Source organism: Nocardia alni (assembly GCF_019038435.1).
Lineage (GTDB): Bacteria > Actinomycetota > Actinomycetes > Mycobacteriales > Mycobacteriaceae > Nocardia > Nocardia alni.
Genome location: NZ_JAGPOX010000089.1, coordinates 13722 through 40641, shown reverse-complemented (window position 1 = coordinate 40641; position 26920 = coordinate 13722). Strand labels below are relative to the sequence as shown.

Sequence of the window (26920 nt, the reverse complement as noted above, 5' to 3'; positions counted from 1 at the left end):
GGGCGGGGTGAACGGGTGGCAGCAGCGCGACGGCCTGCCCGGATGCGGTGACCTGTCCGGCGTCGATCGTCTGGTTCGGCGGGGCGCCGGTACGGGCGTATTGGTATGTGTCCCAGCGTGTTCGGGTGCGGTCGAAGGATATCGCGGTACTCAGCCGCATCCTCGTCCCGGTGGTCTCGGGCAGATCGACCGGCAGGACGGCGTGGCCTTGGGTGCCGGGGCCGGGGTGCAGGGTGGTCGGTGTGGTGCGGGCGGTGGCGAGGTCTTGGCTGCGTCCGAGGCGCAGCGGGCAGACCGGTCGGCGGAACGCGTGCGCCCACAGGTCGATCTCACTGGTGAGCCACAGGGTCAGGGTGATTTGGGCCAGGAAGTTGCGGTCCTTGATCGTGGTGTTGGTTGGCACGCCGGGGGCGGCCAGGGGATGATAGGTCTCCAGATCGACTCCGGTGCCCTCGGCGCGGAAGGTCATCGCGAACCGGGTGTGCAGGGGAACGTGCTGCCAGCCGCCGACGGTGGCGGCGAGCATCCCGCCGACCGTCGAGGGTGGCGGGCACGGCAGGTCGACCTGGAGTCCGGCGTAGAGGTCGTTGCGGAAACTGACCACGGGGCAGGTGACCACGACTTCCAATGCCGGGGTCGGCTCCAACGCCTGGGTCACGATGGTGCTCCTCACTGTGGTGTCAGCCAAGGCGCGGGGCGCGGTCAGGCGGTGGGGTCCTCGAACCAGTGATCGTGGTCCCCGGCGACGAATTCGTCGGCCAGAGCGCGCAATACGGTGCGGGGATGGTCGAACAGGACCCGGCCGGAGTCGAGCAGGTCGGTCAGGTCGTTGCGGACGTTGTCGCGCTGTTCGCCGAGAAACCCTGGTGCCCAGCCGATCCGGACCGGTCCGTCGAGCTGGTCGGCCCAGGCGTCCAGTTCGGTGCGCAGGATATCCGCATCGACGTGGGTTTGCCCGCCGCGGTTGCGCACGATCCTGGTGAACGGGTTGATACCGCCGAGCATGGGCGCCAGGATCACCAGCGCCGGTGTCCGGTCCCCGTAGTGCAGGGCTTGCTTTGCCCCGCCCCGCATTTCGGCGATGGTCCGCAGCAGCACCGCGACCCGGTGGCGGCGTTGCTCGATCGGCAACCGCGCACAATCCACACCCCGCAACGCGGTCTTGTGCGCGGACCCGGCGAGGAGTTCGGTCGCGACCGTCGGCGACAGGGCGGCTTTGCCGATACTGGATCCGAGTTCGAAGGTGCCCACGCGCGGCAGATCCAGCAGGATGTCCCCGGCCAGATCGGCGGTGTACATCTGGTGCTCGTGGATGACCGGGTTCTCCTCCGAGCCGAAACCCCGGCTCATGGTCCCGAAGTCGATCACCGGCGGGTTCGGTACCACCGCTACCAGGGTGCCGGTCGCGAACACCGTGTCCCGCATGAACGTCTTGGACTCCTTGGCCCCGGAGGTGTCGGCCTTGACCGCGATCATGTACCCGAACAGGTCGTCGTCCAGGTACTGGTCCGGACGCCCGCTCGTGTACGCCTGCTGCTTGGCGCCCTTCCCGCTGCGCAGCACCGGCGAGGCCGTCTCGCTCGCCGGTAGCGAATCCCGAATCCACCGGCGGCACGCCTGCGCCGAGACGTACGGGTAGGTGTCGCGCCCGGCCCGGAACTGTTTGACCATGGACACATTCCCGTCGCCGCGCCCGTTGTTCGGCGCTCCGGCCTTGACTTGCAGCACTATCTGCCCCACGACGTAGGTCACGGTTGATCCTCTCCCTCACTTGCCGCGTCTCGCGCTTCTTCACTCATGTCGATGACCTGATCCTCGAACCCCTCGGGCACCCACCCCCTGTTCGCCAACGCCTCCAGTACGGCGAACACCAGCAAGCGGCGATGCGACCACCAGCCCTCGTCCTCGAACAGCAACCGATAATCCAGCGCCGACACCAGCACCGTCGGTGCACCGTTCGAAGGCGTCGTGAGCTGCCAGGAAATCGCCTCGGACTTCAACCACCGGTACAGATCGTTGGTGGTGCGCGTCGCGTGCAGGAATCCCTGCACCGGCCCCGGACGATTGTCTTTGCTCAGCAGGCTCGCCAACCGGTCCGCCAGGGCCAGGACCCGGTCGAAGTCTTTGGTTTCCATGTTCAATACCTCGCGGCAGTAGGAATACAGCAACGGCGCCAGCACAGCGACCTCGTCCGGGGGAGCCTTCCGGGACGAAAACCGTTCCAGGACAAAGTTGACCGACCGATAGAACACGACGGCCGGATCGGTGAACAGTCGCTTGGCCAGCCACGCCTCGCCATCGATGTCTTTAGAAGCCTGCGCGGTGAGCAAGGTCCGGTAGCCGGCGCGGTGCTCCGGTTTCGAGGAGCGAGTCGTGCGCAACCATCGCGCGATCGGCTGACTCATCAGTTTGGTGTGCAGGAATTGCTCCCGGTTGGAGTTCGACAGCACCATCAACTCCACATCCGCGGTGATGCGTCGCGCGGGATAGTCGCGCACCTGCTCGAGCACCATCCGTTCCCGCGCGTAGGGACCGAGTTTGGCTTTGCTGTACCCGGCCACCATCGCCGCCAACGTCCGATCGACCGCCAACCGGACCGTCCGGCCCAGAAACTGCTCGTCCCAGGAATGGACCGCGGCGACCCGGCCACCGGCCAGCTGGCACCCATACGGGAACGCCCACAAGCAGGCCACGCACGCGAAACACAGCGGTGTCCCCAGATGCCCCGGCGCCGTGGTGTTCCGATGCTCGATGCTGGCCCCCAGCGGGATATCCATCTTGCCGAACCAACCGCACGCCGCACGCTCGCAATACGCGCACGGCGCACCGGGCCACAGCTCGACGGGAGGGCAGGTACGCCAATCCTCCAGCAACGCAGCACGAGCGGGTTGCGGCTTGCGTTTACGGCTGGGATGCGTCAAGCCATCCACGTTCGGCCACAACCCGTACCCGGCCGACAGCCAAAACCCGCCCGGATCGGTCGCTTCGTTCACTGTCACAGTAGTTTTCAGATGATCGGTCATCTTCCCGACTGCGGATTCGAACCGCTCTACCGTCAACTCGTCCGGCGTTTTCACCTGCGCCAGAGCCGCCAGGGCGTAGGCGCCGATGCGTTGCAGCGGACTGGAGGTCAGCAGCACCCGATGCTGCTCGGCGTCGAACACTGTATCCGCATGCGGATTCGACGTATCGATCACAGCCACGCCTCCTCAGACTGCGGCGCCAGCGTGCGCCGACAAGAGTTTCGAGGCCGGCGAGCGCGGGGACTCGATCCAGCCCATCCCCGTGGCGTTGGCCTGACCCAACCCCCAGCTGTGAATGGCGGCAAGAGTTTCCGGCGCCCCGACCACCTCCACCTCGACACACGCACCGGGCTTCTTACCCGCCACACCCGACTGGCCCGCCACCGCGAAGGCGCGACGCGGGCCGACCCACCGCACCCTTTCCAGGGCCACCGCCGGATCCAGACCGAGGGTCTCGGCCTTGCGCTGGAGGTTGCCCGTGAAGTACACCTCCCACTCCGGGGCACCGGGCAGCACCCACGCCTGCCTCGTCGTACGCGCACCGGAGTCATCCCGCCCGGAGCCCTTCATCACCACCGGTGTCGATGTCCTGAAAACCGCGGTACCAGAACCGAAATCAGGTACATCGAGCAGCTCGACCTGGTCGACGATGAACGCGACCGGACCCCACGCCAGCACCGGAGTCGACTCCAACGCCCGCGCCCACGCGAGAATCACCTCCGGCAACGGACTGCCGAACTCGATCACCCCCGGACCACCCACCGGATACGCGCCCGGGCCTCGACGGCCCGCCGGAAACACCGGCGCCGAATAACCGAACGGTACAAGTCGATGCCGACCGAAACCGTTGTCGTGCAAGCTCACACCTAACTCCGGGTCTGTCCGATGGAACAGTGAATAGCACACCGCACGCCCCGGACTGAGCACGTGATCCCACGGCAACGTCCGCGCCGAGGTATGGCCCGTTACACGAATACGCATAGTTCGTACCTGATTTCGGAATCCCCACGGACGGCCACCGGGCCGTCGCGAACCGTTTCTGTCGGTGCCAGCTGTCACAGTGTGCAAGCGGCCAGCCCGCAGCAAGGCTAGCTGAAGCTTCAAGCCGGTGCAATACCATTGCCAGACCCGAAAATTGGGATCCGGACAACCCCGACAAGGACCCTCGAGGCAGCGAAAGCTATTGTGAGAACGTTCGATACATCGCCCCGCCCGCCAAGCAGCGAACACGGGCTCGCAACGGCCTCGCAATCGTCTTCACTCGCTTGCGAACCGCGTCATCCGCCCTTCGAGGGCTACATCGGACATCCCGGATTGCAGCGACACGCCGCGGTTCGGTGCACAACCGGAGGTACGCTGCAAAATCGGAGCGCAACACTGCCTGAAAACTATTCTCTGCCTGCTGTTTTACCTTCGGGTCCGCATCCGCCCTACGAGGGCTCGCAACGTTATCGCGGATTCGGTGAGTTGGTCGTCCGGCCCGGTCCGCATCCGCCCTACGAGGGCTCGCAACCGGGGTTCGTGGGCGAGCCCTGCTGCGTCGTCGTCCGCATCCGCCCTACGAGGGCTCGCAACATCTGCTCGGCCAATCCCATCATCGCGGGCGCCAGGAGTCCGCATCCGCCCTACGAGGGCTCGCAACATGAACTACGGGCGCATTCACCGGGGCGAGATGTCCGGTCCGCATCCGCCCTACGAGGGCTCGCAACACTTGTCCGCCGAGTACCTGGACCTGTCGCTGCGCACGTCCGCATCCGCCCTACGAGGGCTCGCAACGGGGAGAACTCCGAGGGCGCGACGCGCAGGGCGCGGGCCAGTCCGCATCCGCCCTACGAGGGCTCTCAACTACAGGTAGGCCACCTGCGGGCGCCCATACCGGTAGAGTCCGCATCCGCCCTACGAGGGCTCGCAACGCAGGTAATCGGCAGGTAATCGGCAGCCCGTCGGCAGGTCCGCCGCCCTACGAGGGCTCGCAACGTCTTCATCACGCACACGCGGGTGCCGTTGGCCGGCGGTCCGCATCCGCCCTACGAGGGCTCGCAACAGATAATGCGTCGTGTGCTGACCACCGATCGGGTACGTCCGCATCCGCCCTACGAGGGCTCGCAACCTCATCAGTGCGTTCCGCACCCGGGCGAGGTTGACCGTCCGCATCCGCCCTACGAGGGCTCGCAACCTACTAGGCACGATAGGCAAGCGCAGGAATCCACTCGGGGTCCGCATCCGCCCTACGAGGGCTCGCAACGCGGTCATCGCGGCAGCGGGAGTAGAGCCTCCGCGTCCGCATCCGCCCTACGAGGGCTCGCAACACAGGCACATGCGTGACGGCCATGATCCGGGAGGCTTGTGTCCGCATCCGCCCTACGAGGGCTCGCAACAGCATGCGGCGCAGCTGATCGGCCTGCGCGAGAACTGGGTCCGTACTCGCCCTACGAGGGCTCGCAACGTGCCCGGTCCCAGGATCGACAAGCACAACCGTCCGATGGTCCGCATTCGCGCTACGAGGGCTCGCAACGTCAGACCGACCGAACGGGCGTATCGGACGGCGCCGGGTCCGCATCCGCCCTATGAGGGCTCGCACTACAGCAAGTCCCGGCAGGTCGACCTGGGGCGGGTGGCGCCCGGTATCCGCCCTACGAGGGTGTAAACGGCGCGCCAAACGTATTCACGTGCTGTCGAGTGCGCCAGGCGGGCGCTGTTAATTCGAATGGAGGTGAGAGACCTTCGACGCTCAATCGCGCAGGTACCGCGCACCATCGGTGCTGATCGACATCATCAACAGTACGCGCGTTCCAAAACCAGGCGCACCATGCAGGTCGGCCACAAAAGGCGTGACCGACCCACGAGCAGAACGCGTTACGTGTTGCGGTCCCATCACCTTTCCGTTTCTGGGCGCACCGGACATGCAAGACCCCCCGGTTCAGGGGGATGTAATTCATTAGGGAATGGATTGCGGGCGTCGGGCGTTCATCGCTCTCGATGCTGGCCCCGTTCCCGGGACAGTCCCTCGCGCTTTCTGGCCTGTTTCATTCGGAGGGCGTCATCGGGATCAGGCCCTGTGCTTTGTCCCGGGCCACCTCACCGGGCGAGGTGGGGAACTCGATCTCCAGACGCACCCGCATATCGTCTTCACGGATTTGCTGGGTGCGGACCAACTCCCGCAGCGTCTTCTCCCGCTCCACGCGCCGCGCCTGCCATTCCGTATCCCGTTGCGCGACAACACCTCGCTCGCGCGCCTCCCGCCCCATCGCCTCGATGCCACGTGTCACCCCCTCGCGCTGACACTCACGCCCCTCCGCTAACGAGTTCTCCATCTCCCGCGCCGCCTGCCCCGTCAACCCCAAACCCGCCACGAGTTCACGCGCGTCGGACCGTTCGAACGCCCGCACCTGCCGCAACGACTTCACCGCCGACCGATGCGCCTCCGACAAGTCCCGTACCGAAAAGAATCTCCCGCCAACACGTCAACCCCGCTGACCTTCACCGACAAATCCCGCCGGGATTGACCGTCGTAGCCAGCGCCTAGAGCCACGGAAGCGATGGCTCTCGCTTCGCAGACGTACTCGGATCGCTGGCGCACCTTTTTCCGCCAGTGACCCGCGTAGATCACAGCGAGGGAACGTGACTTCAGATCATCGTGACGCCCGGATGCGACAGCCTCCTGCGGTGAGAATCGGAAAACGCCCGGTTCGACCGGCTCCGGCGTCGCCGGACAATCGTTGCCCGGGTGGGCGTTTCGCTGAAGGTTTGTTTTCTTTTTCCCTTCCGGCGACCGATTTTTGGCCGGGCCTCCGGCGGTCCGCAACCCCGGGTCAGGAAATTTCCGCTCCTGGCGGCGGGCTCGCTTCGCTCGTGCGGAATTTTCCAGTCCCGGGGGTTGCGTCCCGGCGGATCTCCCGGCCCGAAATCTCTTTCGCCGGAAGGGCAAAAAGAACGGGCGGTTGGGGGACCGTTTACGACAGTTTGGAGGCGAACGCACGATGAGTGATACGACCGATGTGTTGACCCGCAGTGAGTACACCCGTAAGCGCAAGGCGCAGCAGGCCGGGCCGGTATCGGAGTTGATGCCCGGGACCGTGGAGCGGTTCAAACAGCTGTATCCGGATTGGAAGGCCAAGAATTGGCATGTCTCGCCGGGCGCGTACGGGCTGCATTTGGGGCCGGTGAACCTGGTTCGCGACACCCCGCAGGACGAGGTGGCGGGGAATAGCGATGTATGACGGGGAGATCCTGGGACTGTTCCCGAAGAATCGTGTGTACCGGTATCGGTCCGATCCCACAGCGGAAAACCCGTACGCGGATGTCAGTGCCGAGGCCACGCGGTTCGGGTTCCGGTTGCCGGTGACGTTGACCGAACCGGTGTGGCGGTCGGTGATCTGTTGGGACGAAACGAATTACATCCGTCCCGTCACGCAACCGCGCCCGTCGACGCGGCATCACATGCGTCGAGTCGAGGCACTGTTAGCGCACGCTGATTCGGCGTTGAAAGCCGCCCGCAACCGTCGCACGGCCGGATATCCGCCCGCCCCGACCCGGTTCGACCATGACGTCCATGCCGGTCCGGCAGCCGATCGGTACATGCTGGGGCTTTTCCTCGGGTACTGGCACAACGGCAAACCGATCCTGGTCATCGATATGGACCCCGACGGCTCACGACCCCTATAAGCCGTTTCCCTCTGCGGCACAACCTCATTCCATCCGGCGCACACCCATCGTTCGCGCCGATGACCACTCACCAGAAAGCACACCATCATGACCCCGAACACCGACACCGCGAACACCACCGACTCCGGCGACATCGAGACCACCAGCACCCCCGCCGAACCCAGCACGGCCGAGGACGAAACCAGCACGGCCGAAGCCGATTCCGGTAGCGAACTGGCGGTGTTCGATGCTGCCGGACTGGACGCCGCCGCCGTGGTCTACGAGGCGGAACTGATCGAGGAGCAGCCGAACGAGTTCCGCCCCCTGTATCTGCGCCCCGATCTGCTGGATTTCGATGTCCCCGAGGACGAACCACGCTACGACCTCGACAACGATCCGGAATTCGTGGAGTCCGTACGAATGTGGGGCGTACTCGAGCCGGTCACGGTGTACCCCCTCTCCAATGGCCGATACCAGGTAGCGCGAGGCCGTCGCCGGGTGCTGGCCGCCCAAGCGACCGGGCACACGGTTCCGGTCGCCGTCCAAGCTCCCGCGCGGGCAGATCATTCGGAGACGATGATTCAAACCCTCGCGGCCGAGGTGCACACCAATGACCGCAGGCGTGAGTACACCGATCGTGAACGCGCGAACCGGTGGGCGCAGATGTCGCTCTACGGGGCGAGCGTGACCCGTATCGCGCGTGACACCGCCTGCAAGCGCGAGGAGGTGAAAGCCGCTCTGACAGCGGTCGATTCACCGTCTGCAATGGACGCGGTGGATTCGGGTCAGCTCACCTTCGAGCAGGCGGCCGTGGTCGCGCGGTACGAGCAGGCCGGGGACCTCGATGCGGTGGTGCGGTTGATGCAGGCTCCGACCGCGCGGTTCGGGACCGTCGCGGGGGAGATCGCGGCCGATCGCGAGCAGATCGCCGAGCAACTGCGCGAGTCCCTGCCGTATGCCGAACGCGGATTCTCGTTCGTTCTGCGTGAACCTGGTTGCAGTGCAACCGAATTGCCGGATGGTGAGTTCCTACATCATGAGGAGTTACGAAACCCGGACGGGGGCGAGGTGACCGCCGTGCAGCCGTCGCTGTGGACGGTGTGTCTGGAGGTGGAGCCCGAATCGGTGGCCGTGGACGCCGAGACCGGCGAGCCGGTCGAGTTCGCCGAAATCGATTGGGACACCCGCCATGACCGCAGCGCGCCAGCCCAGGAGGGATTACGGCACTTCGACAGCATTTTCCTGCGTGATAGCTGGGTACCGGATTTCTGGCTCCCGCTCGAGCACCTGGGCGCGTCCGGTCTGATCGTTTACGAGGAATACGCCCCCGGTCTGATTCCCGACACCGACACCCCCGACACCGACCGCGAGGCCAGCGACCCCGAGGAGACCGGCACCGAGGCCAGCGAGAGCGAGGAACAGCGCCGGGCCGACCCATCGGCAGCGGCCGAGACAGCCGAGGCGGCGCGGCGGGCAGCCGAGGAGCAGCGCGAGAAGGACCGCCAGAAGCGCCGGATGGTGATCGCGCTCAATATTCAGGGCACGGTCGCCAAAGAGGAACGCTGCGCGTTCGTGCGCCGCCTGCTGTCGCGTAAGACGTTGCCGACCGGTGCCGCTGCGTTCGTGGCCGAGTCGCTGTTGATCGAGCCGGAGTTGGTGAACCGGCACCTCGCGCAAGCCACCGCGCTCGAGCTACTGCGGTTCGATGACCGGGAGTCCGCGCAGGAGTGGAACGCGACGGAGGCGTCGGCTGGTCAGAGTTTGGTGCTGGTGTACGGGTTGGTGCTCGGTGCGCACGAGGCACGCATGGATCAAAGCCATTGGCGCGCCGACGCGGGCGGATGGTGGGGAGACGGGCCGGGCTACCGCCGGTATCTGCTGCACCTCGCCGGGCAGGGCCACACCCTGACACCGGTCGAACAGGTCACCACCGGAGCACTCGAGTTGACCGACATCGACATCGACGCCCTGCGGGCCGAACAGAAAGCCGCCCGCGAGGAAGAAAAAGCTCGCGTCGAGGAACAGAAGGCCCTCACCGCCGCAGCCTGACCACCCTCGCTGTTCAACCGGTCCGCCCCGCAAGGGGTTCGGGGTGGACCGGTTGCACCCCAACCGTAACCCCGCGCACCCGCTAGCCGACGCGGACACAACGAAACATGTTGTACGAAAGGATTTTTCATGTCACAGGAAACCAGCGAGTGGTTGAACACGCAAACATTGATCGGGATGACCGACCAGCGCGGCACCGCATGGCACTACCGCGCCGAGGACCAGGGCGCAGAACCCAACCACTACCCCGGATACATCCCCGCCGCCGACGTGCGCCGACGACTGTTCGCCTGGCGAGCTGAAGCGGTCACGCCGCACTACCCAGTGCCGTTCGGCACGACGCCGGAGACCCCGGCAGACCCTGCCAATCCTGAGTATCAGTTGGTGCAGGCCCCCGGTTCACCGGTTCCGATGATCGCTGATCTGTCGCGGCGCATGGTGTTCCGCTCCGACACCGGTCGCCCGCTCGGAGTGTTCTCGGCCAAGTACCCGATCATGCAGTACGAGCAGATGCTGTTGGAGGGGTTGGCTGCGCTGGTCACCCCGGACGGGTTGGCGGTCTCGGATGACTCGCTGGGGATCGGGTCTGCCGGACTGCTCAAAGGCGGCGCGGTCGCATGGGTACAGATCGAACGCCCCGACACCGTCACCACCCCCGAAGGAGTCGACTTCCGCACCTCGATCCTGGCCACCGCCTCCATGAACGGCACACTGCCACTGTCGTACGCGGCCGTGAATCAGGTTGTCGTGTGCGACAACACGCACGCCTGGGCGTTGGACGAGGCCGAACGCTGCGGGCGGATCTGGAAACTACGCCGCCGCACCACCTTGTCCCAGCTCGATCTGAAGGACGCCCGCGAGGCGTTGCGGATGATCGTGCGGGCCGAAGACTCGTTCGCGGCCGACATCGCGAAACTGTGCGACCTGACCGTCACCAGCGGCCAGTTCCGTCGATTACTGGACGACTTCGCGTCGCTGCCCGAGGACGACACCGCCAAAGCCGCCCGCACCCGCGCGGAGACCAAACGCGAACAGATCGAACTGTTGTGGACCTCCGACGAGCGGGTGAAGCCCTGGACGGGAACCGGTTTCGGATGGCTGCAAGCGGTGAACACGTGGCAGCACCACATCCGCCCCGGCCGCACTGATCGCGCCGGACGCAACACCACCAACGCCGTCACCGGCAAGACCGCCCAAGCCGACGCCGAAACTCTCGAGCGCATGTTCCGCGTACTCACCCCCGCCTGACCGGAGATGATCCCGAACAGCCACCGATCACGCTGACCAACGCCCGCCCCGCATCCAGCGGGGCGCGGCGCGGCCCCGCCCCGGGAGGACCCGAGGGCGGGGCCGCGCCCGCAACGGGCACGCCGACGTGCCCCCATCGAGCCCGCCGCCGACCCCAGGCGGCGGGCCGCGACATCTCAAGGCCCAAGGGCTCCGACCATCGGTCGGAGCCCTTGCGGCACGGGTCTGTCACCTCACACTGGTGAGGTGACAGACCCGCCAGAACGGCGCGCATGCTGCGACCGATAGAGACCACCCTGTCGAAAACGGACCCTCAGCCTGACGCCCCAATACAACACCAGGGCCTGCCCAGGCCGCAGTTTAGTGGTTGGTGGAGGGAACTCGGATCATCCGGTCCCGCAAGAAAATTCGGCTGCGGGCTCTGCGTTCCATGTTATTCTTATCCCTGGTAAGACCGGCCGATCCGGCCGGCAACTCTCACGGGGGATCGGTGGGGCATGGGGAAATCATCGGGTACGTCGCGTCGGCTGGTCCGTGTTGGCCTGCTGTTCACGCTCATCACGATCTGGACGGTCATGTTCGGTGCGGGAGCCGCCTTCGCCGATTACTGCGACGAGGGCCATCAACAACTCATCAACGAGTGCAACCAGGACTACCCCGCGGGCTCCCGCGGGCGGGCGGTCTGTTACAGGAACGCTCAGGACTGGTATTCGAATTGTGTTGCACGCAAGTGCAATCCGAATGCCATGGGCTCGATGCTCGGCTGCTGAACATCACGCCGCTCTCTGCTCGCAGCGTATGGGCCGGGCTTACCGGCCCATACGGGTTCTCTCTGCGATACTCGTTGCACAACCGACAATGGAGAAAGGCAGTCTCTGGTGGCCAACCTCGGGATGCCCGACGATATCGGGACGGCCATGGCCACCCGGGAACTCGAATCCCCCACGGGGCCGGTAGTCGTGGAAATCGGGGCACCGAAACAGATGCCCACCGGTGAACCGAAAACCTGGATGTGCGGCACGAAGATCACCGGTTTGACACCCGACCCGGTGATCACGTGGGCACCCGGCAGCGACGCCATCCACGCACTGATCCTGGGTCTACGCATCGTCGGTGAGCAGTTGGAGGGCTCCGGGATCTCGTTGACCTGGGACGGCATTCCCGCACTGGGCTTTCCGGTCGGCTTGCCCGGCGGCGACATAATCGTCAAGGCACCGACCGACGACCAACTCGCGGTCGTTCTCGGTCCGGAGGCTGTAAAACGAATGCGGCAACGAGGACAGCAACTGCTCGATGACATGCCACGCGAAGACGACAACTAGCGAACACGACGGTCGGGCGCCGACCGGATTGGTGTCAACACTCTCGACGCGCTTGCGCGAGCGCGCCTCGCGTATTCGACTCGCACGGGCCCTCGTGGTTGATCGCCGCAGGCAGGCCGCGTGGACTCAGACGTCAAACCAAACGCTGGCACGTCGTACAACTAGCCTGACGTCATCGTGTGTCGCCACAGCGCGAATTCCTACTGTCGTGCAGCCTCCGGTGGCGCCACGAATGTAAAACGATCCCCGCACGCGCGGGGCGGGTTGCCGCATGTTGTTGACCCACTGGTCCACGTCGGGCCAATCCCCGCACGCGCGGGGTGTGACCGGATAGACGATAACAGCGCGCGGGCCGAGCCGGGTAGTCAGCACCGGAGTCGCCGGAATTAGCGCCGAACTCCGGCCCGGCCGCCGCGACGGGGCGTATGCACTCCGGTGACCGCTACCCCGTACTCTCCGGTCGGTGTTGCAGCTGCACCGCCTCAATCCGCTATCGCGCTCCTCGGGCAATCACCTCGTTGTAGATCTCCGCATGCACTGTCAGATCAGCCAGCTTCCGGCCTTGTTCGTCGGACCGAGCGCCCGGGGTCGGCGAGGGTGGGCTGCTCACCGAATCACGGTATGGCCAATGACCGTAGCCGCGACAGTCCGTCCGAGGACATCTCCCCACGTGTGACAGCCCACAGTGCGGTGTGATCTGAGCATTTGCTTCCGGCACTTCACCGCCGTGCCGCGAATCGCACCGGGGATGACCGTCAGGGAATGGGGACTGCGACCTGTAGCGTCAGCCATTCGGTGCCGGGCACGGGTTCTTCGCTTACACGAAAAATGTTCCCGGTGTCGTGATCGTGCCAGCACATGGGTGTCACGGCGGGACCGTCGGCGAGCACGGTGACCGCGTCCTTCCATCCTCTCGCGAACAGAGGATCGCCAGTGAGGTGCTGTAGCAGTTCCATGATCTCGGGGTCGTCGCGGTGGGCAACGCACACGAATCGGAACCGTCCGATCAAATGGAGGGCCTCGCTCGGATAGTCGATCACTACCGACCGAGAGTTGTCGTCGAGGAACAACCAGTCCAGGAAGTTATCGTCCTGGGCATCGAGTCCTTGGAGCACTCGCAGGTAGTCGGTGTTGGCGTAGAGGATGTTCCAGCGGCGATCCAGTAACGCGGCCGGGTTCGGTGAGTAGGCGTCCACGAGGCGCCGGTGGTCATCGTTTACGGTGGTGTCCGGGATCGGTACGGGTCCCTGGGTTTTCGACGCGGTACAGCAGTTCGGTGAACCGACGCTCCACCGGGGTCATCTCGTAGTGATCCTCGAACGCGATGAGTTCGTTCGGGGTCGGCACGAGTTCACCTGCCTCAAGGCGACGAAGGTATTCCTCGGTGATCGGTCGGTCACGCTGTGGCTCACCTGATGTGCGCTCGGTCATGTCATCCCTCCCAGATGGTGCCGATGCAGAACCGATCAGAATGCCGGGCTGCGACCAGGATGCCAGGAGCCGATCCTTCTGTGCTGTATCCCTCTGTGAGTCCCGCGGAATCAGCGAGAACGTTCTTCTTCCCTCCTGTGCTGTAGCGGCTCAACTTGCTTGCCATGGTGGACTCGTCGCCAGCCCGCCGGATGATGCAACCGGTGCCCTGGGCAGGTTCTCCCGGCCCAGCTGACGGGCCGTCGTGGGCCGTGACCAGGCAGTGTCTGTTTGGTAGGCGCGGTGCCGCTGTGGGTGGTCGTCGCGCTCTCGGCGAGGGGCGCGTCGGTGTGGCCCTTTCGGTGGATCCTTCCCGGCAGATCTCGCGACTGTAGTGCGGGCGTCCTCGAGGCCAAACGGGGCTCGCGTTGCTCGGCCGGGCGGGCGAAAACTTTCTTTTCCGGACACGGTCCGGTCGCTCGCGGGCTCGCTGAAACAAACTTTGTCGTCCCTTGCCCGGCACCCCCGTGTGGCATCTCCGCCGTCCCGCCCTGGGCCCCGAGACAAGCCAGACAGGACACCAACCGAAAGGGACATTCCGATGAGCACCATCGTCAAGGGCAACATCGCCAAGATCAGCGACCTGGTCACCTACCAGGCCACCGCCACCCAGCCCGAAACCGTCGCGGTCTACGTGACGATCATCGACAACCACCAGCGCCGCACCGAGGACGGCTATCAGGACACCGGTTCCACCTCCTACGAGGTCCGCTACGCCGGCACCATGGCCATGCGGGTGCTGCACACCTTCGACAAAGGCGACGCGGTCAGCGCCGAAGTCCGCAACCTGCGCACCGAGATCTTCACCTCCCGCAAGGGCGAACCCCTTGCCACTATTCGAGCCCTGGGCATCGACCTGAGCCTGAGCTGCCGCTACCGCGAGTTCCAGGTTCTTCGCCCCACTCGTGAGGACACTGCGGCCTGACCCGGCCCCGGTCCAACCCGCCACCGCGCGGGTGTGGATTGCGGGGGTCGTGTCGGCACTCGACTCGCTGTCACCCGCCGCAAGGAGGGTGGCTATGCGACCCGCCCGGCACGGGCCCCGGAGTCAATACCCGTACGCGATCACCACCTCCAGGAGCACCGTCATGTCGAACAGCGCCCACGCGCCCGGAGGCGCGCGCGAATCCCGAGGACAGCCCGTACGCCTTTCTCCTGTCCGACGCTCGCCGCGTCTGCCACGAACCGGTGGTGGACCGTCACGGCGAGGGCAGTCAGGACCTTCAGCACAGCCGCCGAGGCGATCGAGGTAGCAGCGTTCCGTTCGATCACTGACTGTCCCGCTCGTCCGCCCCGGCGGTGCGGGGTTCGAGCGAGCCCCGGCGCGCCCGGACAGCCCGGAATGCGCTGGCTCGGTTGCGGTGGCGATTACCTTCCTCGAGGTGATATTCACCCAGACCAGCGAGGCAATCGATCCGGTTACGGGGCACCGTCGCCCGCGGGGCATCAGGGGATGGTTGCGGTCGGTGTCGCGCGCTGCCGCCGCACCGCCCGATCGCGTGCCCGTGGTCCAGCGTCCCGCCGCGAGGGGCGAGGAGATTGCGGTGCTGTTCGACGCGGACAATATCGCGCCGGCCAAGGCGGGCGCGATTCTGGCTTCGGTGCGGGAGTTGGGTTCGGTGCGGTTCGTGCGGGCGTACGGCGATTTCTTCCAGACGCACCTGGCCGGGTGGCGGCCCGCGATGATCGCGCACGCGATCCGGGCTCACCAGGTCACCACCGTGATGCCGGGCAAGGACACTGTCGACCACGCGATCGTGGCGGATGCCATCACGCTCGCGTACACCACGGACATAACTACGATGGTGATCGTCTCCAGCGACTCGGATTTCGTCGACCTCGCCCTGCGACTGCGCGAAATCGGGCTGTCGGTACACGGGTACGGGGAACGCAAGACACTGTCCGCGATGGTCACCGCGTACGACCGTTTCGTCTACCTCGAGGACCTCCCCGCCCGCACGGCAGCCGCGCAGACCTCGAGGGCAGCAGCGCCGGTCAAGGCGGCGAAGCCAACCACCAAACCGAAGACCGCTGCCGCGCCGAAACCGAAGACCGGTGGTGCCGAGCCGCTCCGGTGCGCCGGGCTGCCCGACACGGTGGCGGCCTCGGTGTGTGAGGTGGTCAACGCTCTGGCCAAGAAGAACAGCTGTGGCGCGGATCTGGCCACGGTGTGCCATCGCCTGCACGCGAAGGGAATCACCGCCCAGCTACCCGAGAGCACCCGCGTTCAACTGGGCCGCTTTCTCAAGGAGTGCGGCCTGTTCGATGTCGACGAGCAGGAAAACGGGAACTCCAAACACATATACCTGCGCACCAAGACCCGCCACCGGTAGCCGCCTGGCGTCGCAGCGAGTGAATAGCTCGACAACGGTTTCCAGCGAGACAGGGTTACCCGGTCGACGCCGATTGTTCCGACCCGGCGGAGCGTGAGGCTGCATCCGCCCCCCTCGGCGGTGCTGCGGCGGCGACTGGCTTGCGCGTGCGCCGCCGGGTAGCGGGGGTCTTTTTCGCGGCGGGTTTGCGCGCGGTCGCCGGTCTGGTCAGTTCGGTGGTCTGCCGGTAGCCCGCCTCGTTCAGCGCGCGCTCGGTGAACCCCGCCTTCAACGCCGCCGCGCGTGCGGCGCGCACGGCGGCCACGTTCTTCGCATCGCGTGCCGTGAATTCCTCGCGGTCGGCGACGAGTGCGCGGTAGGCGTCCGCGAGTGGCTTGACTGCGGCGAGCTTGGCGTCCGCTTCGGCGCGCACCAGATCCTCGAGCTGAGTATGTTCCGGTGTCGGTGTGCTCACCCCTCCAATGTAGACCGGACGGTCTCTAGCTCTGCGGAAGACGCGCATTTCCGGCGGCCGAACTGCCTGCCGGTAGCGGGTCGCGCCGCAGGGGCGTATGTGCTGGCGGCGGGGCGGACGAGGCCATCATGGCATCGAACATTTCCGGTGTGCGTGTAGTCACCCGCCCAAATGTAGACCGCACGGTCTCAAGTTTGGTCGAAGGCGGCCGGAACGGTCCTCCGGCGTGGGGGTATTGAGGTCAGCTTGCCCCGCCCCAACAGGGTGATTCGATCTTTTGGTCAACCTCGAAATATGCACTCGCCGCGCACCGGCAAATGAGGTGAGACGAGACCCTCCCGCCGCACTGTTCGCACAGGGACCTTTGCTACCTGGCCCAGACCCCAGGTATCAACCGGAACATCCACTAGCAAGCGCCAGGCTCCGACCGGTGGCCACCACATCGTGGGCCTCTGCGGCGGCCAGATCGGCATAGTAATTGATCGGAACTTGTTGTCGATCTGTTCCTTCATCGGGATTGTTTCCATGTGACCGAGGATGCAGAACACGACGTTCAGCAGGCAGATGGTGATGCGGTACAGACTGAAGTTGATGGTGCTGTCATCGGTAATCGGGGTGCCCTCGATGGGCGTCAACGAGTATGCGGCAACGTGTTCACCCTTCGATGGGTCCAAGGGCGGGACCGTGCTCATACCCATCCGGACCCCTACGTGGCGAGGCGGCTCGTCGTTCTCGTAGAACTCACGGCGGTGTTCCTTGGGAATGAGTTCCAGCTGACTCTTGTCAGAGTAGGCGCACACCACCGCAGTCTTGAACGCCCAACGCGCCAGGGTGAGCTGGGCATCCGTTTCGAGTGGGATCGACCTGCCATGCGACCTGAACAAACGGATAAGGAGCGGCTTCGTATCCTGTTCCAGTCGGCTCATCCACCCGTTGTTGCAGGAAGCGCAGACGATCTTGACCTTCTTGGTGAAAGGGCCGCCTCGCTGGACGATCGGAGGGTCACCGATCTCTCGAAGACCCTCACCGTTGTAACCCAGCTTGCGTAGCCAATCACCGAAGATGTGTTCCTCGGTCAACCGACTCGGCACGCCACAGAACGCGCAGGTCTTTTTCGTTTGCACTGCAGTGCGACGGGAAGCATGCAGTTCGTGATCCACGAGCGAAAACGCTAGCCGAACGCACACCCACGCGGCCACTGCAATACTCCTGACACCACTGCAAAGTTGGCTGCAATATTCTCAGCGGCGTACTGCTATCCCTGACCAGCATTAGATAAGGCTAGCCATATTAATCCCGGAGTCGCTTAGCAAGCTGGGGTCTTGGATATCCAAGTGGCTGTGGGTTCGCTCACGCTCCAGTACGCCACTCGGGGCCGGGCCGTCTGTCGACGTGGCGCTGCGCTGGGCATTTCCAAGGCTAACTACGGTGCGGCGGTCTGGAGGATTCGAATTGCAGGCGTGTAATTAGTGGTGAAAGCCTTGTGAAGCCCTGTGGCGCCTCCGTAGCGTGGGGCGGCACCCCGTTAGACTGGCCAGTTCGGTTAGCGGGCAGCTAATGAGAGGTATCGCAGATCCATGGCTTCGTCCGAACCCGGCCCCAGGAACAGCCCGCTGGTCGACGGCGTGCAGCCGCAGACAGTCGACTCGTTGTCTGATCGGGGAGCGGGCGACGCGTCTGTGATCGCGTTGCCGGTGTCGGTGCGGGCCAGGGCGCGGCGGCGGCAGCGGCAGGCGAACACGCCGGGCGGGCGGGCGAAGTCGCATTGTGTGAAGGTCACCGCCGAGCAGGAACTCGAGCTCGTCGCGCGGGCACACCGGGCGAAGGTGTCGGTCTCGCGGTTGCTGGTCGAGGCCGCGTTGTCCGAAGCCGGGCGTGAGGTCGGCGCGGCGCGGGATATCGCGGACCGGTTGATGGGGATCGAGCGGTTGTTGGCGAATGTGGCGAACAACGTCAACCAGATGGCGGCGACAGCGAATTCGGGCGGCGGCATCGATCACCGGCAGCTCGCGGCGAACATGGCGTTGCTGCGGCGGATGCGGGAGCGCCTCGATACCGTGCTGGACGGGTGGAGCGCCGCCGCGTGATGCCCAACGTGACCCGCGGAGCGAACATGGCTGGACTGTTGGCTTACGTCGTGGGTCCGGGCCGCTCCGACGAGCACACCTTTCCGCACCTGGTCGCCGGGGACGCCACGATCACCGTCGATTATCCGACCGGTGTCGAGCTGTCCCACGCCGGCGCCCTGGCCATCGCTCGTCGGTTGGACCGCGCACGGCGATTGTTCGGTACCCAGGTGAGTGTGCCGAATTACCTGCGCGAGAGCGACGGCCGTATTCGGCTCGATGCCGAGGGCCGCAAACTCAAGGACCCCGCACGCCCGATGACGCGCGGCGATGTGTGGCACTGCTCGCTGTCGCTGCGCGTGTCCGAAGGTCAGCTGACCGAGGCGAAATGGGCCCGGATCGCGACCGGGTTCATGACGAAGATGGGGTTCACCGCCGACGGGTCCGGCCGGTCCCCGGCGCGCTGGGCCGCGGTCCATCACGGGCAGTCCGCGGGCGGGAACGACCACATTCACATCATCGCGACCGCCGTGCGTGACGACGGCACGAAAGTGGATCTGTGGCGGGACGAGAAACACTCCCAACGCGTCGCCGGGGAACTTGAGCTCGAATACGGGCTCGAGGTACTCGAATCCCGGCACACCGGTCTCGGCGAACGCGGCCTGGCCCCGATCGAGCTCCCAACCCGGACCCCGGAACGCCGCACTGCGGAACCGGCCCGGCGACGGCTGGAACGCATCGTGCGGGCGTGCGCGGTCGCCTCGCGCGACGAGGGCGAATTCGTGCGCCGCCTCCGCGGTGAGCAGCTCGCGGTCTTGCCTCGCTACGCACACGGCGACACCAGCCGGACCGTCGGCTACGCGGTCGCCGATACCAGCCGGACCGTCGGCTACGCGGTCGCCGACCCCGCCCTGGGCGGCGGACGCGCGGTGTATTACGCCGGTGGCCGTCTCGCGCGTGATCTCACCCTTCCGGCGCTGCGCCTGGAATGGGACACTGCCCCGCGGACCGACGCCGAAGCGCGCGCCGAGTGGCGTGCCGCGCACCGCAACCGCCCGGTCGCCAATACCGACGGTGTGGAGACCGTGCGGGTCTCCCCGGCGCAGATCCAGCGGGCAGCGCAAGACCTGCAAGCGTGGAACCGGTACCTCGCCCGGATTCCCTTGGATGACCGGGACCAGTGGGCACGCGCCGCCGCCCGCGCCGCCGGCGTGGTGGCCGCGTGGTCCCTGCGCACCGAACCGACCCCCGGTCCTCTGGCGGCGACGGCCCGCGCGCTGGCCAGGTCAGCGCAGCGCCCGGCGCATACCCGCTGGCACAAACCCGCCAAAACCCTGACCGCCTCCGGGGCCGCGCTGATCATGCTCCAAACCCGCCATCGACCCGCCGCCGCGTCGTATCAGCTTGTGCTCGTGCAGCTCACCCGTACCGCGCAAGCGCTGCGTGACGCGCACACTGCCTTGGGTGATCTGCACCGCGCCGCCGAACTCGACCACACCCTGCGCACCGAGCTGGCCGCCGTCCACGCCCGCTACACGGCTGGGCGTGATCGGCAGCTGTCCCCGCAGATGCAACGCATCGTCGAGGGTGTGCGCGAATTCAGCAACGGCACCATCCCAGGCGAACACCATCTCCAGGCACAGCAACCATCCTCTGTCGACATCAGCCAGCCGCCGCGCGATCGGGAGCAAGACCTTCGCCGCCCGGGAGATGATCCAGAGCTTGAGCGGTAGATGTGTTCCGAGGTACTGACTGCACCACAGACGACTTCGCCCGAGGCGGAAATACAGCTTCGGCACTAGGACATGATGATCCCGTCGTATCTCTTCCAGATGGCTTTCTTCTGCGCGGTCGCAAGGGGGAGCATCACGTGGAAGTATCGATTTGATGAGTAGTGGTAACCACTTTTTGAAGGGCGCCGCCGACCTGTTGCCGGTCATGCTGGAGCGGTTGGAAACGCTAGTGAACTGTGAGTCACCCTCACGATCGCTGAAGCACCTCCGCGCGTGTGCCGATCTTCTGCACCCGTGGTTGTCGTCCGCCGTGGCGCGCCCGGTGGAGGTTGTGGCGGTTGGTCAGCATGTGCATTTGCTTGCGCCCGCGGTCGAGCCGACGGTCTTGTTGCTCGGGCATTTCGACACAGTGTGGCCTGCTGGGACCACAGCGGAGTGGCCATTCTCTATCCAGGACAGGATCGCTAGCGGTCCCGGCGTCTTCGACATGAAAGCGGGCATCGTGCAGCTGATCGCCGCGCTCGACCTACTCGAGGACACCAACCATGTGAGTGTGCTGCTCACCAGCGACGAGGAGATCGGCTCCGAGACCTCCCGGGCGTTGATCGAGGAACAGGCCAAGCTTGCTGGAGCAGTGCTGGTCTGTGAACCGAGCGCCGACGGAGGTGCGGTGAAGATCGGGCGAAAGGGCATCGCAAATTATCGAGTGACTGTGCACGGCAGAGCTGCTCACGCTGGGTTGGAGCCTCATCTCGGTGTCAACGCTGGTATCGAACTTGCACACCAAGTGTTGTCGATTGCCGGTCTCGCGTTCGGTGACACTACGGTCACCCCAACAGTTCTTGCCGCTGGCACCACTGTGAACACGGTTCCAGAACAGGCTCAGTGCGACGTGGACGTGCGGTCGTGGACGAAGACCGAACTCGAGACAGTCGACCGAGCCATGTTCGCGTTGTCACCGCGACTACCAGGAGCCGAGGTCGTGGTCACAGGAGGAATCGACCGTCCACCATTCGAGGAGCACGCCGCTCGCGCTCTATTCGCCGAGGCTGAGACGGCGGCGAAGAAGGTCGGACTGGAACTCGACGCGGTGAAATCCGGTGGCGGTTCGGACGGCAACCTCACTGCGGCTGTCGGCGTTGCGACGCTGGACGGACTTGGTGCGGTCGGTGGCCATCCACACGGTCGTAGCGAACACGTCGATGTCTCGACGATGCCCGAGCGGACCGCCTTGCTGGCCGCGCTCCTCGCGCAGCTCGGCGACGGCCACTCGCCCCGGCCGTGAAAGTCAACAACAATGGGCGATGTGACACGGACGATACTGATCTTGGGTGGCTCCTGGTTCCTCGGCCGGACGATCGCTGAATCGGCTGTTGCGCAGGGGTTCGAGGTGTCGACATTTCGGCGCGGCGTGAGCGGCGTTGATGTTGACGGCGTCACCACTTTGCGCGGTGATCGCACCAATCCGGACGACCTGGTCCGGTTGGCATCGTCGGGCACCTGGGACGCGGTGATCGACACATCGAGTTACATCCCGCGGGAGACGCTTCAGCTTGCGCGGGCGCTCGAGCCGGTGACCGCCCGATATGTGCTCGTGTCCACCGTGTCCGTTTACGAGGGTTGGCCGCTGGACCCGCTCACCGAGTCGTCGACCGTGCTGGACTGCCCGCCCGACGCTGGGCCGGATTTCGGATATGACGGCGATCCAGGGCCGTCCAAGTACGGGTTCGGCAAGGCAGGCTGCGAGAACGCGGTGACCGCCGTGTTCGGCAGCGAGAGGACCACGATCCTTCGGCCGGGAGTGATCCTGGGGCCGAACGAATACGTAGGGCGCTTGGAATGGTGGCTACGGCGGATGCAGCGTGGCGGTCGCATCCTCGCCCCCGGTAGTCCGTCTCGTTTCGTCCAGCCTATTGATGTGCGGGATGTTGCAAGTTTCGCCCTCAGTCTCGACCGTGGGGGGATCTGGAACGTTGCGTCATCCGGGCGCGAGACGATGGGGGACATGCTCGGTGCGTGTCGCGTGATCACCGGGAGTGGCGGTGCCCTGGAGTGGATTACCGACGAGGAATGGTTGGCGTCCCAACGCATCACCCAGTGGACCGAACTGCCGCTATGGCGAACATACAAAGGGGCATGGGCCGTTGATTCGACAGCAGCACGCGCCGCAGGTCTGACCTGTCGCCCCGTCGCGGAGACGGTTGCCGACACATGGGCGTGGCTGTCCGACGGTGGCGCAGCGATCGACCACGAACGTGCTGGAGAGCTGGGGATTTCACCCGAACGCGAGCGAGCAGTGCTGGAGTCGTGGGATGCGTACCAGCTCGACCACTGCGGAGCCTGAGGGAGTTACGACGGAGGGGCGATCGCGCGCATCCCCGTTGTCCGCGCCAGCGAAATAGACGTGAAGTCCTCGATCGCCAAACCGAGGTCGCGGGCCTCGATCGCCCCGCGGAAACGATTCGTACCCAGAACGTGAGCCAGGGAGTTCAGCCGCTGTACGACTGCTTCGGTCCGCTGGGCTGGGCTTACCTCGAATACTGATTCCAGGGCATCCTGGGCACCCGCGAGATCACCTCGGAGGGTGCGGGCGGCCCCAAGGTCGACTTGCGCTCCCAAAGAGCCTCCGCCCCAACGCAGGTCGTCAGGTATAGCCGCGAACAGCTCGAGAGCGGCTTCCGCTTCTCGCTCGGCTTGATCGCCATCGCCGAGGCACACGTAGGCCGCGCCCGCGCACAGCGCGCGGCGTGCTCGGTCAAAGGCCAGTTCGCCGCCGATCTGATCGAGAAAACTGTCATCGCCTGCGCGGTCCAGCTCATTTTCGGCGGCATTGAGTTCGGCGCGGACTTCGTCCCGCGCGCCGACCATAGCGAGCGCCCTCGCATGCACGCTGTGCAGTCTCACTCGTGCTGTCCCGGTCGGCGCCTGCGGGATCGCGGCGGCCGCGATTGGCGCGGCGCGGCGGGGCCGACCTGACCAGAAAGCGGCGGTGACTTGAAGTGACCGTGCCCACGCCTGAAGCGACGAGTGGTCAATGATCGATCCATACGTCAGCGCTGCTCGAGCCTGCTCCTCGGCAGCGCCCACTCGTCCGAGATCCCAAGAGACCGAGGACAGCAAACCGCACACCTCACCGGCCATGAGGTACAGCTGAGCCTGTTGGATGGGTTTGTGCGTACGGTCGAGCTGGGCGTAGATCGTGTCCCGCAGTGCGACGAGGTCGCTCAGCATCTCCAGCGCCGGGGTGGTGTAGTAGGCCCGAGCGGCTTCGTCCGCGGCATTTTGCATGAGTTCGAGCGCCGAGGGATCCAGTGCCGTCGCCGCGGCGATCGCATGTCGGACCGAATCGTGTGCGGCATCCACTGCAAGCTCCTGTTCAATGCCCGTGGTCTGATGACGCGGCGGCCCGAGTAGGACGTGGACAGGCTCGCCGAACCAGGCTTCCAAAACGCGTTGCGCCGCAGAGCGCGGTACTCCTGATCCACCATGAAGCCAGCGTTTTGCCTGACTCCGGGATACATGGATTCCTTCACCGAGATTCGCGGCAGTAGCGGCGAACTGTTCTATGAAGTCGGCCAGTCGCAACTTGCGCTGTACGGCCAGTTGCTCCAAGCGGGTATGCGGCTTCCTGTTTCCGTCCATCCCCTACCTCCGCCAACGAGTTCCACGGTAGACACATTCCACCCTATTACGGGAGTCGGAAACAGAAATGGGCCACAAATGGACCCCAATGAACCTCAAATGGACCCCCCATGAACCTTGCTTTCCGGGAGAAGGTGAGACCGGCCCGTCGCCGACCCCTCTTTTGATCGCTCTGGGCGGCGGACGTTTCTTCCAAGACGAGCAGGGAGGGAAGGGCAATGGGTTCAGCCGGGCAAGAGATCACCGGTCTCGTTGTTGCGGGCCTCGGGGTATTCGTTGCGGCCGTGTTCGACGTCCTCGCGGTGTCGGCTCGTAACGATCGACGCCGACCGCGATCCCAAGGCGTGGTCAGCCTGATGCCGGCGCGTCCGGCCGGAGTCTCACTGCACGAGACCCCGAAACGGCCGCTCACCATCTGCCAGGCACATTCGACCATGCAGCAACACTGTGGGTGTCGCCGCAGTCAGTGCCGCCAGAAGGACGCGGCGTACATGACCTTGGTTGATGTCGGACACATCAAACCTGCCTGGCGAAGTGACTGGTCATGAGCGGCTGCACCACTTCCAGATCGATCCGACAGACACGGACCGTAACTAGTGCGGCAAGAACACATCGTGACTGCGAGACAGATCCGAGCGGGTTCGCCACCACTGACGAGGCATACGCGGTTCTCCGACAGCACGACGCGCACGGTTTTGGGTGCATGCCTTTTCTGGCAGCCCACGCCTACGTCTCAGCCGATCTAAACGACGACTGAGGCCCGCGCGGCGGACGGGAAGGTGAGACGGACATGCAACTGCACGTGATTGTCGAGTTCCTGGAGATTCCCGCTCTGCCGCCGCTGCATTACCGCGCGGAGGAATCCGCCGCCAGGGAGTTCCTCGCCGGGATGGCGCGCTGGCACGGCCGGGCTGTGGTCCGGCTGGATCGGGCGATGTCGGCGGGTCTCGCTCTACTGCCGTGTCACCGACTGTTCGAGAAATAAGTAGGAATCCAATGACCATCAGCCATAGCCCGCTTCTTCCCCAGCACACGTTCGGGACAACGCCGATTCCGGCGGCGGCAAGGCCGCTCGAACGCGAAACGGATCGGTATCACATCGGTCATGTGCTGGCCGGTCTCATGGCTCTCCCGCCCGATTCCGCGGGGGCTCAAACAGATTGCCTCGATCACCGATTGGAAGAGGAGCAACAGCCTGTGCAGTCCGACGAGGAAGTGATCCGCCTTCTCATCCCGGCCGAGTCAGTGCAGCTCGACGTGGACGTTTGGAACGCGGACGCTTGGAACATTGTGACGTTGACCCGGCCGCGCGGTGGCGGTGAGTCGGATTGGCAAGTGTTTGCGGCGTACGGCCCTATGCGGTTGGACAAGGCGAGCGAATTTCTTGCCAGACTCGGGGGCAAGGTCATCGGTGTCGAGAAGCAGTCCGACTATCCGATTCTCGACAGTCTCGATCTTCCCCCGGCCGAAGCCATGGTCAGCGCTGCCGACGGCAGTCCGCTGCCGCGCGCCACCGCGCTGGTTGTGCAGTTGACCAGCGAGTACGGACCCGAGTACACCGGGTTGCTTGCCCGTGCCGTCTCGGACGCCTCGCACGGCAACCAGGAGAGCTATATGGCGGGCCTGAACGCGGCGATCGATGTAATGGCCGGGGTGGCTGGTGATCGGCCGAAGTGTAAGGCGTTGGCCATCAGTCATGTTGGCGTCTTCCTAACCGAGCTTCGTGCTGATACGCGCAGCGCGTCGCACGGCGGCACGGTGCCGCGCAATTCGCCTCCGGCGGGTGGGCTATCCCGGGAGGCGCGGTCATGACCGCCGCTTTCGAGGCCACGACGGTTCTTCCAGCAGTACCCGCGGATACGCTCACCTCTCGGTGCCAGTTCTACCGGCGAACCTGTCGCATTGATGCTCGTATACGGCCTGAGCTGCAAGCCATCATGGCCATGGTCGATGACACGCTCGGAGCGATCACCATGCCCGCGGAGCTGGCCGCGCGGGTCCGGCTTCATATGCAGCGGCAGGGCATCCGTTTGGGGCCGATCATCTCGCATCCTCGGTCGTCCCGATGGACCTGGCTTGTCCGGCCGGACATCCCCGATGACGTGGCGACGTTCGCCAGATTGTTCCGGGCACAGATCGCGGTGGCGCGGCCCGGAGGAGAGATCGCGCTGCCGTCCCCGGTCCGCCGTCATCGGGGGTTCCGATGCTGGTCACAGGCACCAGCGGACGGATACCGCCCGTCCGGGATGGTTGTGCTCACCGCAGTCGATGCCTGCGGCGGACTGAGTCGGCGGCACCGATGCTGATCTACCCGAGCCGGACGACGATTCTGGACACGATCGTCCCGATGATGCTGGCCCGACGCACCACGGACACCGCACGGAGCGCTGACGGGGCCTGCACCGCTCATCTGTGGGGGCTGGCCTGCACCGCCGCCAATACCGCCTCCGGCCTCGCCTGCACGGTGGTCGACCTCGATACCCGTCAGGTCGTCGGATCACCGATCCTCGCCGCCGCCGAGGGATTACTCGCCCGGCTCGCGGGCCGCCGGTTGCGGGGATTCGGGCTCGCCTCCTCGGTGCGCGGCGAGCTGCTCACCAGCATTGGCGACGCATCGGAGGAGGAAACGGTGCGCGCTGTCGCCGAGGGATCGTTGAAAGACCGTCCGACCGCCGATGATTCTTGTGCGGCAATGGTTTTCGACTCCCGCGGCCGGTTGTACATGTCGGTGAAGTACACCCATATGGCCGAACTCGGCGTGACCAGCTGGGAGGGCAACACCCTCGAGGACAGCGCCTCGATCGATACGTGGATAGACCGTCTCGAGGCCGGCATCCCATCCGCCCATACATGGGCATTGGCGATGACGCAGGACCACACCCGCAACAGGGCCGTTCTCCAACGCATCAATCAGCCCTTGCGGCAGCGCTGAAAAC

At 65.4% G+C, this 26920-nt stretch carries 25 protein-coding genes and 2 CRISPR repeat arrays; of the genes, 15 read left to right on the top strand and 10 right to left on the bottom strand.

Features of this window, described 5'->3' with window-relative positions; translation table 11 throughout:
- From cas5 to JZ791_RS28460, 5 genes are all read right to left on the bottom strand, one after another.
- The coding region (gene cas5, locus JZ791_RS28480) for a CRISPR-associated protein Cas5 (RefSeq protein WP_216898427.1) at nucleotides 1-658 on the bottom strand (658 nt) is incomplete at its 3' end.
- A gap of 44 nt (nucleotides 659-702) precedes the next feature.
- Nucleotides 703-1752, bottom strand: a complete 1050-nt coding sequence (cas7i, locus tag JZ791_RS28475; protein WP_216898426.1) for a type I-B CRISPR-associated protein Cas7/Cst2/DevR — start codon at nucleotides 1750-1752, stop codon at nucleotides 703-705.
- Complete coding sequence (locus tag JZ791_RS28470) at nucleotides 1749-3197, bottom strand: hypothetical protein (RefSeq protein ID WP_216898425.1); 1449 nt, start codon at nucleotides 3195-3197, stop codon at nucleotides 1749-1751. Before JZ791_RS28470 ends, cas7i begins: the two co-directional genes overlap by 4 nt.
- Nucleotides 3198-3209: 12 nt before the next feature.
- A complete protein-coding gene (locus tag JZ791_RS28465; RefSeq protein ID WP_216898424.1) occupies nucleotides 3210-3887 on the bottom strand; it encodes a CRISPR-associated endoribonuclease Cas6 in 678 nt (225 codons plus the stop codon).
- Between the two features lie 553 nt (nucleotides 3888-4440).
- Nucleotides 4441-4936: a CRISPR direct-repeat array (repeat unit 30 nt; unit sequence GTCCGCATCCGCCCTACGAGGGCTCGCAAC).
- Between the two features lie 100 nt (nucleotides 4937-5036).
- Nucleotides 5037-5605: a CRISPR direct-repeat array (repeat unit 30 nt; unit sequence GTCCGCATCCGCCCTACGAGGGCTCGCAAC).
- Nucleotides 5606-6049: 444 nt separating this feature from the next.
- On the bottom strand, nucleotides 6050-6454 hold the full coding sequence (locus tag JZ791_RS28460; protein WP_216898423.1) for a hypothetical protein: 405 nt from the start codon (nucleotides 6452-6454) through the stop codon (nucleotides 6050-6052).
- A gap of 549 nt (nucleotides 6455-7003) precedes the next feature.
- Here JZ791_RS28460 and JZ791_RS28455 point away from each other — a divergent pair.
- The 5 genes from JZ791_RS28455 to JZ791_RS28435 all read left to right on the top strand — a co-directional run bounded on the left by JZ791_RS28455 (nucleotide 7004) and on the right by JZ791_RS28435 (nucleotide 12286).
- On the top strand, nucleotides 7004-7243 hold the full coding sequence (locus JZ791_RS28455) for a hypothetical protein (protein WP_216898422.1): 240 nt from the start codon (nucleotides 7004-7006) through the stop codon (nucleotides 7241-7243).
- Complete coding sequence (locus JZ791_RS28450) at nucleotides 7236-7688, top strand: hypothetical protein (protein ID WP_216898421.1); 453 nt, start codon at nucleotides 7236-7238, stop codon at nucleotides 7686-7688. Before JZ791_RS28455 ends, JZ791_RS28450 begins: the two co-directional genes overlap by 8 nt.
- A gap of 87 nt (nucleotides 7689-7775) precedes the next feature.
- Entirely contained in the window at nucleotides 7776-9716 is a 1941-nt protein-coding gene (locus tag JZ791_RS28445) for a ParB N-terminal domain-containing protein (protein ID WP_216898420.1), read from the top strand.
- Between the two features lie 129 nt (nucleotides 9717-9845).
- Nucleotides 9846-10964 carry a DUF932 domain-containing protein gene (locus JZ791_RS28440; protein WP_216898419.1) on the top strand — a complete coding sequence of 373 codons (1119 nt, stop codon included), beginning with the start codon at nucleotides 9846-9848 and terminating at the stop codon, nucleotides 10962-10964.
- 878 nt (nucleotides 10965-11842) lie between these two features.
- Complete coding sequence (locus JZ791_RS28435) at nucleotides 11843-12286, top strand: DUF6968 family protein (protein WP_216898418.1); 444 nt, start codon at nucleotides 11843-11845, stop codon at nucleotides 12284-12286.
- A 755-nt stretch (nucleotides 12287-13041) separates the two neighbouring features.
- Here the strand turns inward: JZ791_RS28435 and JZ791_RS28430 are convergent.
- Nucleotides 13042-13482: an MmyB family transcriptional regulator gene (locus tag JZ791_RS28430; protein ID WP_216898417.1), complete on the bottom strand. Its 441-nt coding sequence runs from the start codon at nucleotides 13480-13482 to the stop codon at nucleotides 13042-13044.
- A 13-nt stretch (nucleotides 13483-13495) separates the two neighbouring features.
- Nucleotides 13496-13633: a hypothetical protein gene (locus JZ791_RS28425; RefSeq protein WP_216898416.1), complete on the bottom strand. Its 138-nt coding sequence runs from the start codon at nucleotides 13631-13633 to the stop codon at nucleotides 13496-13498.
- A gap of 664 nt (nucleotides 13634-14297) precedes the next feature.
- Here JZ791_RS28425 and JZ791_RS28420 point away from each other — a divergent pair.
- Nucleotides 14298-14681: a hypothetical protein gene (locus JZ791_RS28420; protein ID WP_216898415.1), complete on the top strand. Its 384-nt coding sequence runs from the start codon at nucleotides 14298-14300 to the stop codon at nucleotides 14679-14681.
- 541 nt (nucleotides 14682-15222) lie between these two features.
- A complete protein-coding gene (locus tag JZ791_RS28415) occupies nucleotides 15223-16089 on the top strand; it encodes an NYN domain-containing protein (RefSeq protein WP_216898414.1) in 867 nt (288 codons plus the stop codon).
- Between the two features lie 55 nt (nucleotides 16090-16144).
- On the opposite strand, the gene JZ791_RS28410 is transcribed toward JZ791_RS28415, so the two are convergent.
- The gene (locus tag JZ791_RS28410; protein WP_216898413.1) at nucleotides 16145-16543 is read right to left on the bottom strand and encodes a hypothetical protein; all 399 of its coding nucleotides are present in this window, start codon (nucleotides 16541-16543) and stop codon (nucleotides 16145-16147) included.
- Nucleotides 16544-16824: 281 nt separating this feature from the next.
- Complete coding sequence (locus JZ791_RS28405; protein ID WP_216898412.1) at nucleotides 16825-17703, bottom strand: hypothetical protein; 879 nt, start codon at nucleotides 17701-17703, stop codon at nucleotides 16825-16827.
- Between the two features lie 417 nt (nucleotides 17704-18120).
- Here JZ791_RS28405 and JZ791_RS28400 point away from each other — a divergent pair, with 417 nt between their 5' ends.
- The 4 genes from JZ791_RS28400 to JZ791_RS28385 all read left to right on the top strand — a co-directional run bounded on the left by JZ791_RS28400 (nucleotide 18121) and on the right by JZ791_RS28385 (nucleotide 22686).
- Complete coding sequence (locus JZ791_RS28400; protein WP_216898411.1) at nucleotides 18121-18630, top strand: MobC domain-containing protein; 510 nt, start codon at nucleotides 18121-18123, stop codon at nucleotides 18628-18630.
- Between the two features lie 26 nt (nucleotides 18631-18656).
- A complete protein-coding gene (locus JZ791_RS28395; RefSeq protein WP_216898410.1) occupies nucleotides 18657-20342 on the top strand; it encodes a relaxase/mobilization nuclease domain-containing protein in 1686 nt (561 codons plus the stop codon).
- A gap of 175 nt (nucleotides 20343-20517) precedes the next feature.
- Nucleotides 20518-21627, top strand: a complete 1110-nt coding sequence (locus JZ791_RS28390; RefSeq protein ID WP_254206440.1) for a M20 family metallopeptidase — start codon at nucleotides 20518-20520, stop codon at nucleotides 21625-21627.
- Nucleotides 21628-21648: 21 nt separating this feature from the next.
- Nucleotides 21649-22686: an NAD-dependent epimerase/dehydratase family protein gene (locus tag JZ791_RS28385; RefSeq protein ID WP_216898409.1), complete on the top strand. Its 1038-nt coding sequence runs from the start codon at nucleotides 21649-21651 to the stop codon at nucleotides 22684-22686.
- Between the two features lie 5 nt (nucleotides 22687-22691).
- Here JZ791_RS28385 and JZ791_RS28380 read toward each other — a convergent pair whose 3' ends face one another.
- On the bottom strand, nucleotides 22692-23984 hold the full coding sequence (locus tag JZ791_RS28380) for an NsdA family TPR-like regulatory protein (RefSeq protein ID WP_216898408.1): 1293 nt from the start codon (nucleotides 23982-23984) through the stop codon (nucleotides 22692-22694).
- 790 nt (nucleotides 23985-24774) lie between these two features.
- Here JZ791_RS28380 and JZ791_RS28375 point away from each other — a divergent pair.
- The 4 genes from JZ791_RS28375 to JZ791_RS28360 all read left to right on the top strand — a co-directional run bounded on the left by JZ791_RS28375 (nucleotide 24775) and on the right by JZ791_RS28360 (nucleotide 26916).
- Nucleotides 24775-24969, top strand: a complete 195-nt coding sequence (locus JZ791_RS28375) for a hypothetical protein (RefSeq protein WP_216898407.1) — start codon at nucleotides 24775-24777, stop codon at nucleotides 24967-24969.
- An 11-nt stretch (nucleotides 24970-24980) separates the two neighbouring features.
- Nucleotides 24981-25796, top strand: coding sequence for a hypothetical protein (locus JZ791_RS28370; protein WP_216898406.1), 816 nt, complete (start codon nucleotides 24981-24983; stop codon nucleotides 25794-25796).
- Nucleotides 25797-25921: 125 nt separating this feature from the next.
- On the top strand, nucleotides 25922-26290 hold the full coding sequence (locus JZ791_RS28365) for a DNA-directed RNA polymerase subunit beta (protein ID WP_254206438.1): 369 nt from the start codon (nucleotides 25922-25924) through the stop codon (nucleotides 26288-26290).
- Nucleotides 26284-26916: a hypothetical protein gene (locus tag JZ791_RS28360; RefSeq protein ID WP_216898404.1), complete on the top strand. Its 633-nt coding sequence runs from the start codon at nucleotides 26284-26286 to the stop codon at nucleotides 26914-26916. Before JZ791_RS28365 ends, JZ791_RS28360 begins: the two co-directional genes overlap by 7 nt.
- Nucleotides 26917-26920 lie beyond the last annotated feature (4 nt).

Coding starts and splice junctions, on each gene's coding strand:
- JZ791_RS28455 (WP_216898422.1), top strand. CDS start 7,004: ATGAGTGATACGACCGATGTGTTGACCCGCAGTGAGTACACCCGTAAG.
- JZ791_RS28450 (WP_216898421.1), top strand. CDS start 7,236: ATGTATGACGGGGAGATCCTGGGACTGTTCCCGAAGAATCGTGTGTAC.
- JZ791_RS28445 (WP_216898420.1), top strand. CDS start 7,776: ATGACCCCGAACACCGACACCGCGAACACCACCGACTCCGGCGACATC.
- JZ791_RS28440 (WP_216898419.1), top strand. CDS start 9,846: ATGTCACAGGAAACCAGCGAGTGGTTGAACACGCAAACATTGATCGGG.
- JZ791_RS28420 (WP_216898415.1), top strand. CDS start 14,298: ATGAGCACCATCGTCAAGGGCAACATCGCCAAGATCAGCGACCTGGTC.
- JZ791_RS28400 (WP_216898411.1), top strand. CDS start 18,121: ATGGCTTCGTCCGAACCCGGCCCCAGGAACAGCCCGCTGGTCGACGGC.
- JZ791_RS28395 (WP_216898410.1), top strand. CDS start 18,657: ATGGCTGGACTGTTGGCTTACGTCGTGGGTCCGGGCCGCTCCGACGAG.
- JZ791_RS28380 (WP_216898408.1), bottom strand. CDS start 23,984: ATGGACGGAAACAGGAAGCCGCATACCCGCTTGGAGCAACTGGCCGTA.
- JZ791_RS28375 (WP_216898407.1), top strand. CDS start 24,775: ATGCAACTGCACGTGATTGTCGAGTTCCTGGAGATTCCCGCTCTGCCG.
- JZ791_RS28370 (WP_216898406.1), top strand. CDS start 24,981: ATGACCATCAGCCATAGCCCGCTTCTTCCCCAGCACACGTTCGGGACA.
- JZ791_RS28365 (WP_254206438.1), top strand. CDS start 25,922: ATGGCCATGGTCGATGACACGCTCGGAGCGATCACCATGCCCGCGGAG.
- JZ791_RS28360 (WP_216898404.1), top strand. CDS start 26,284: ATGCTGATCTACCCGAGCCGGACGACGATTCTGGACACGATCGTCCCG.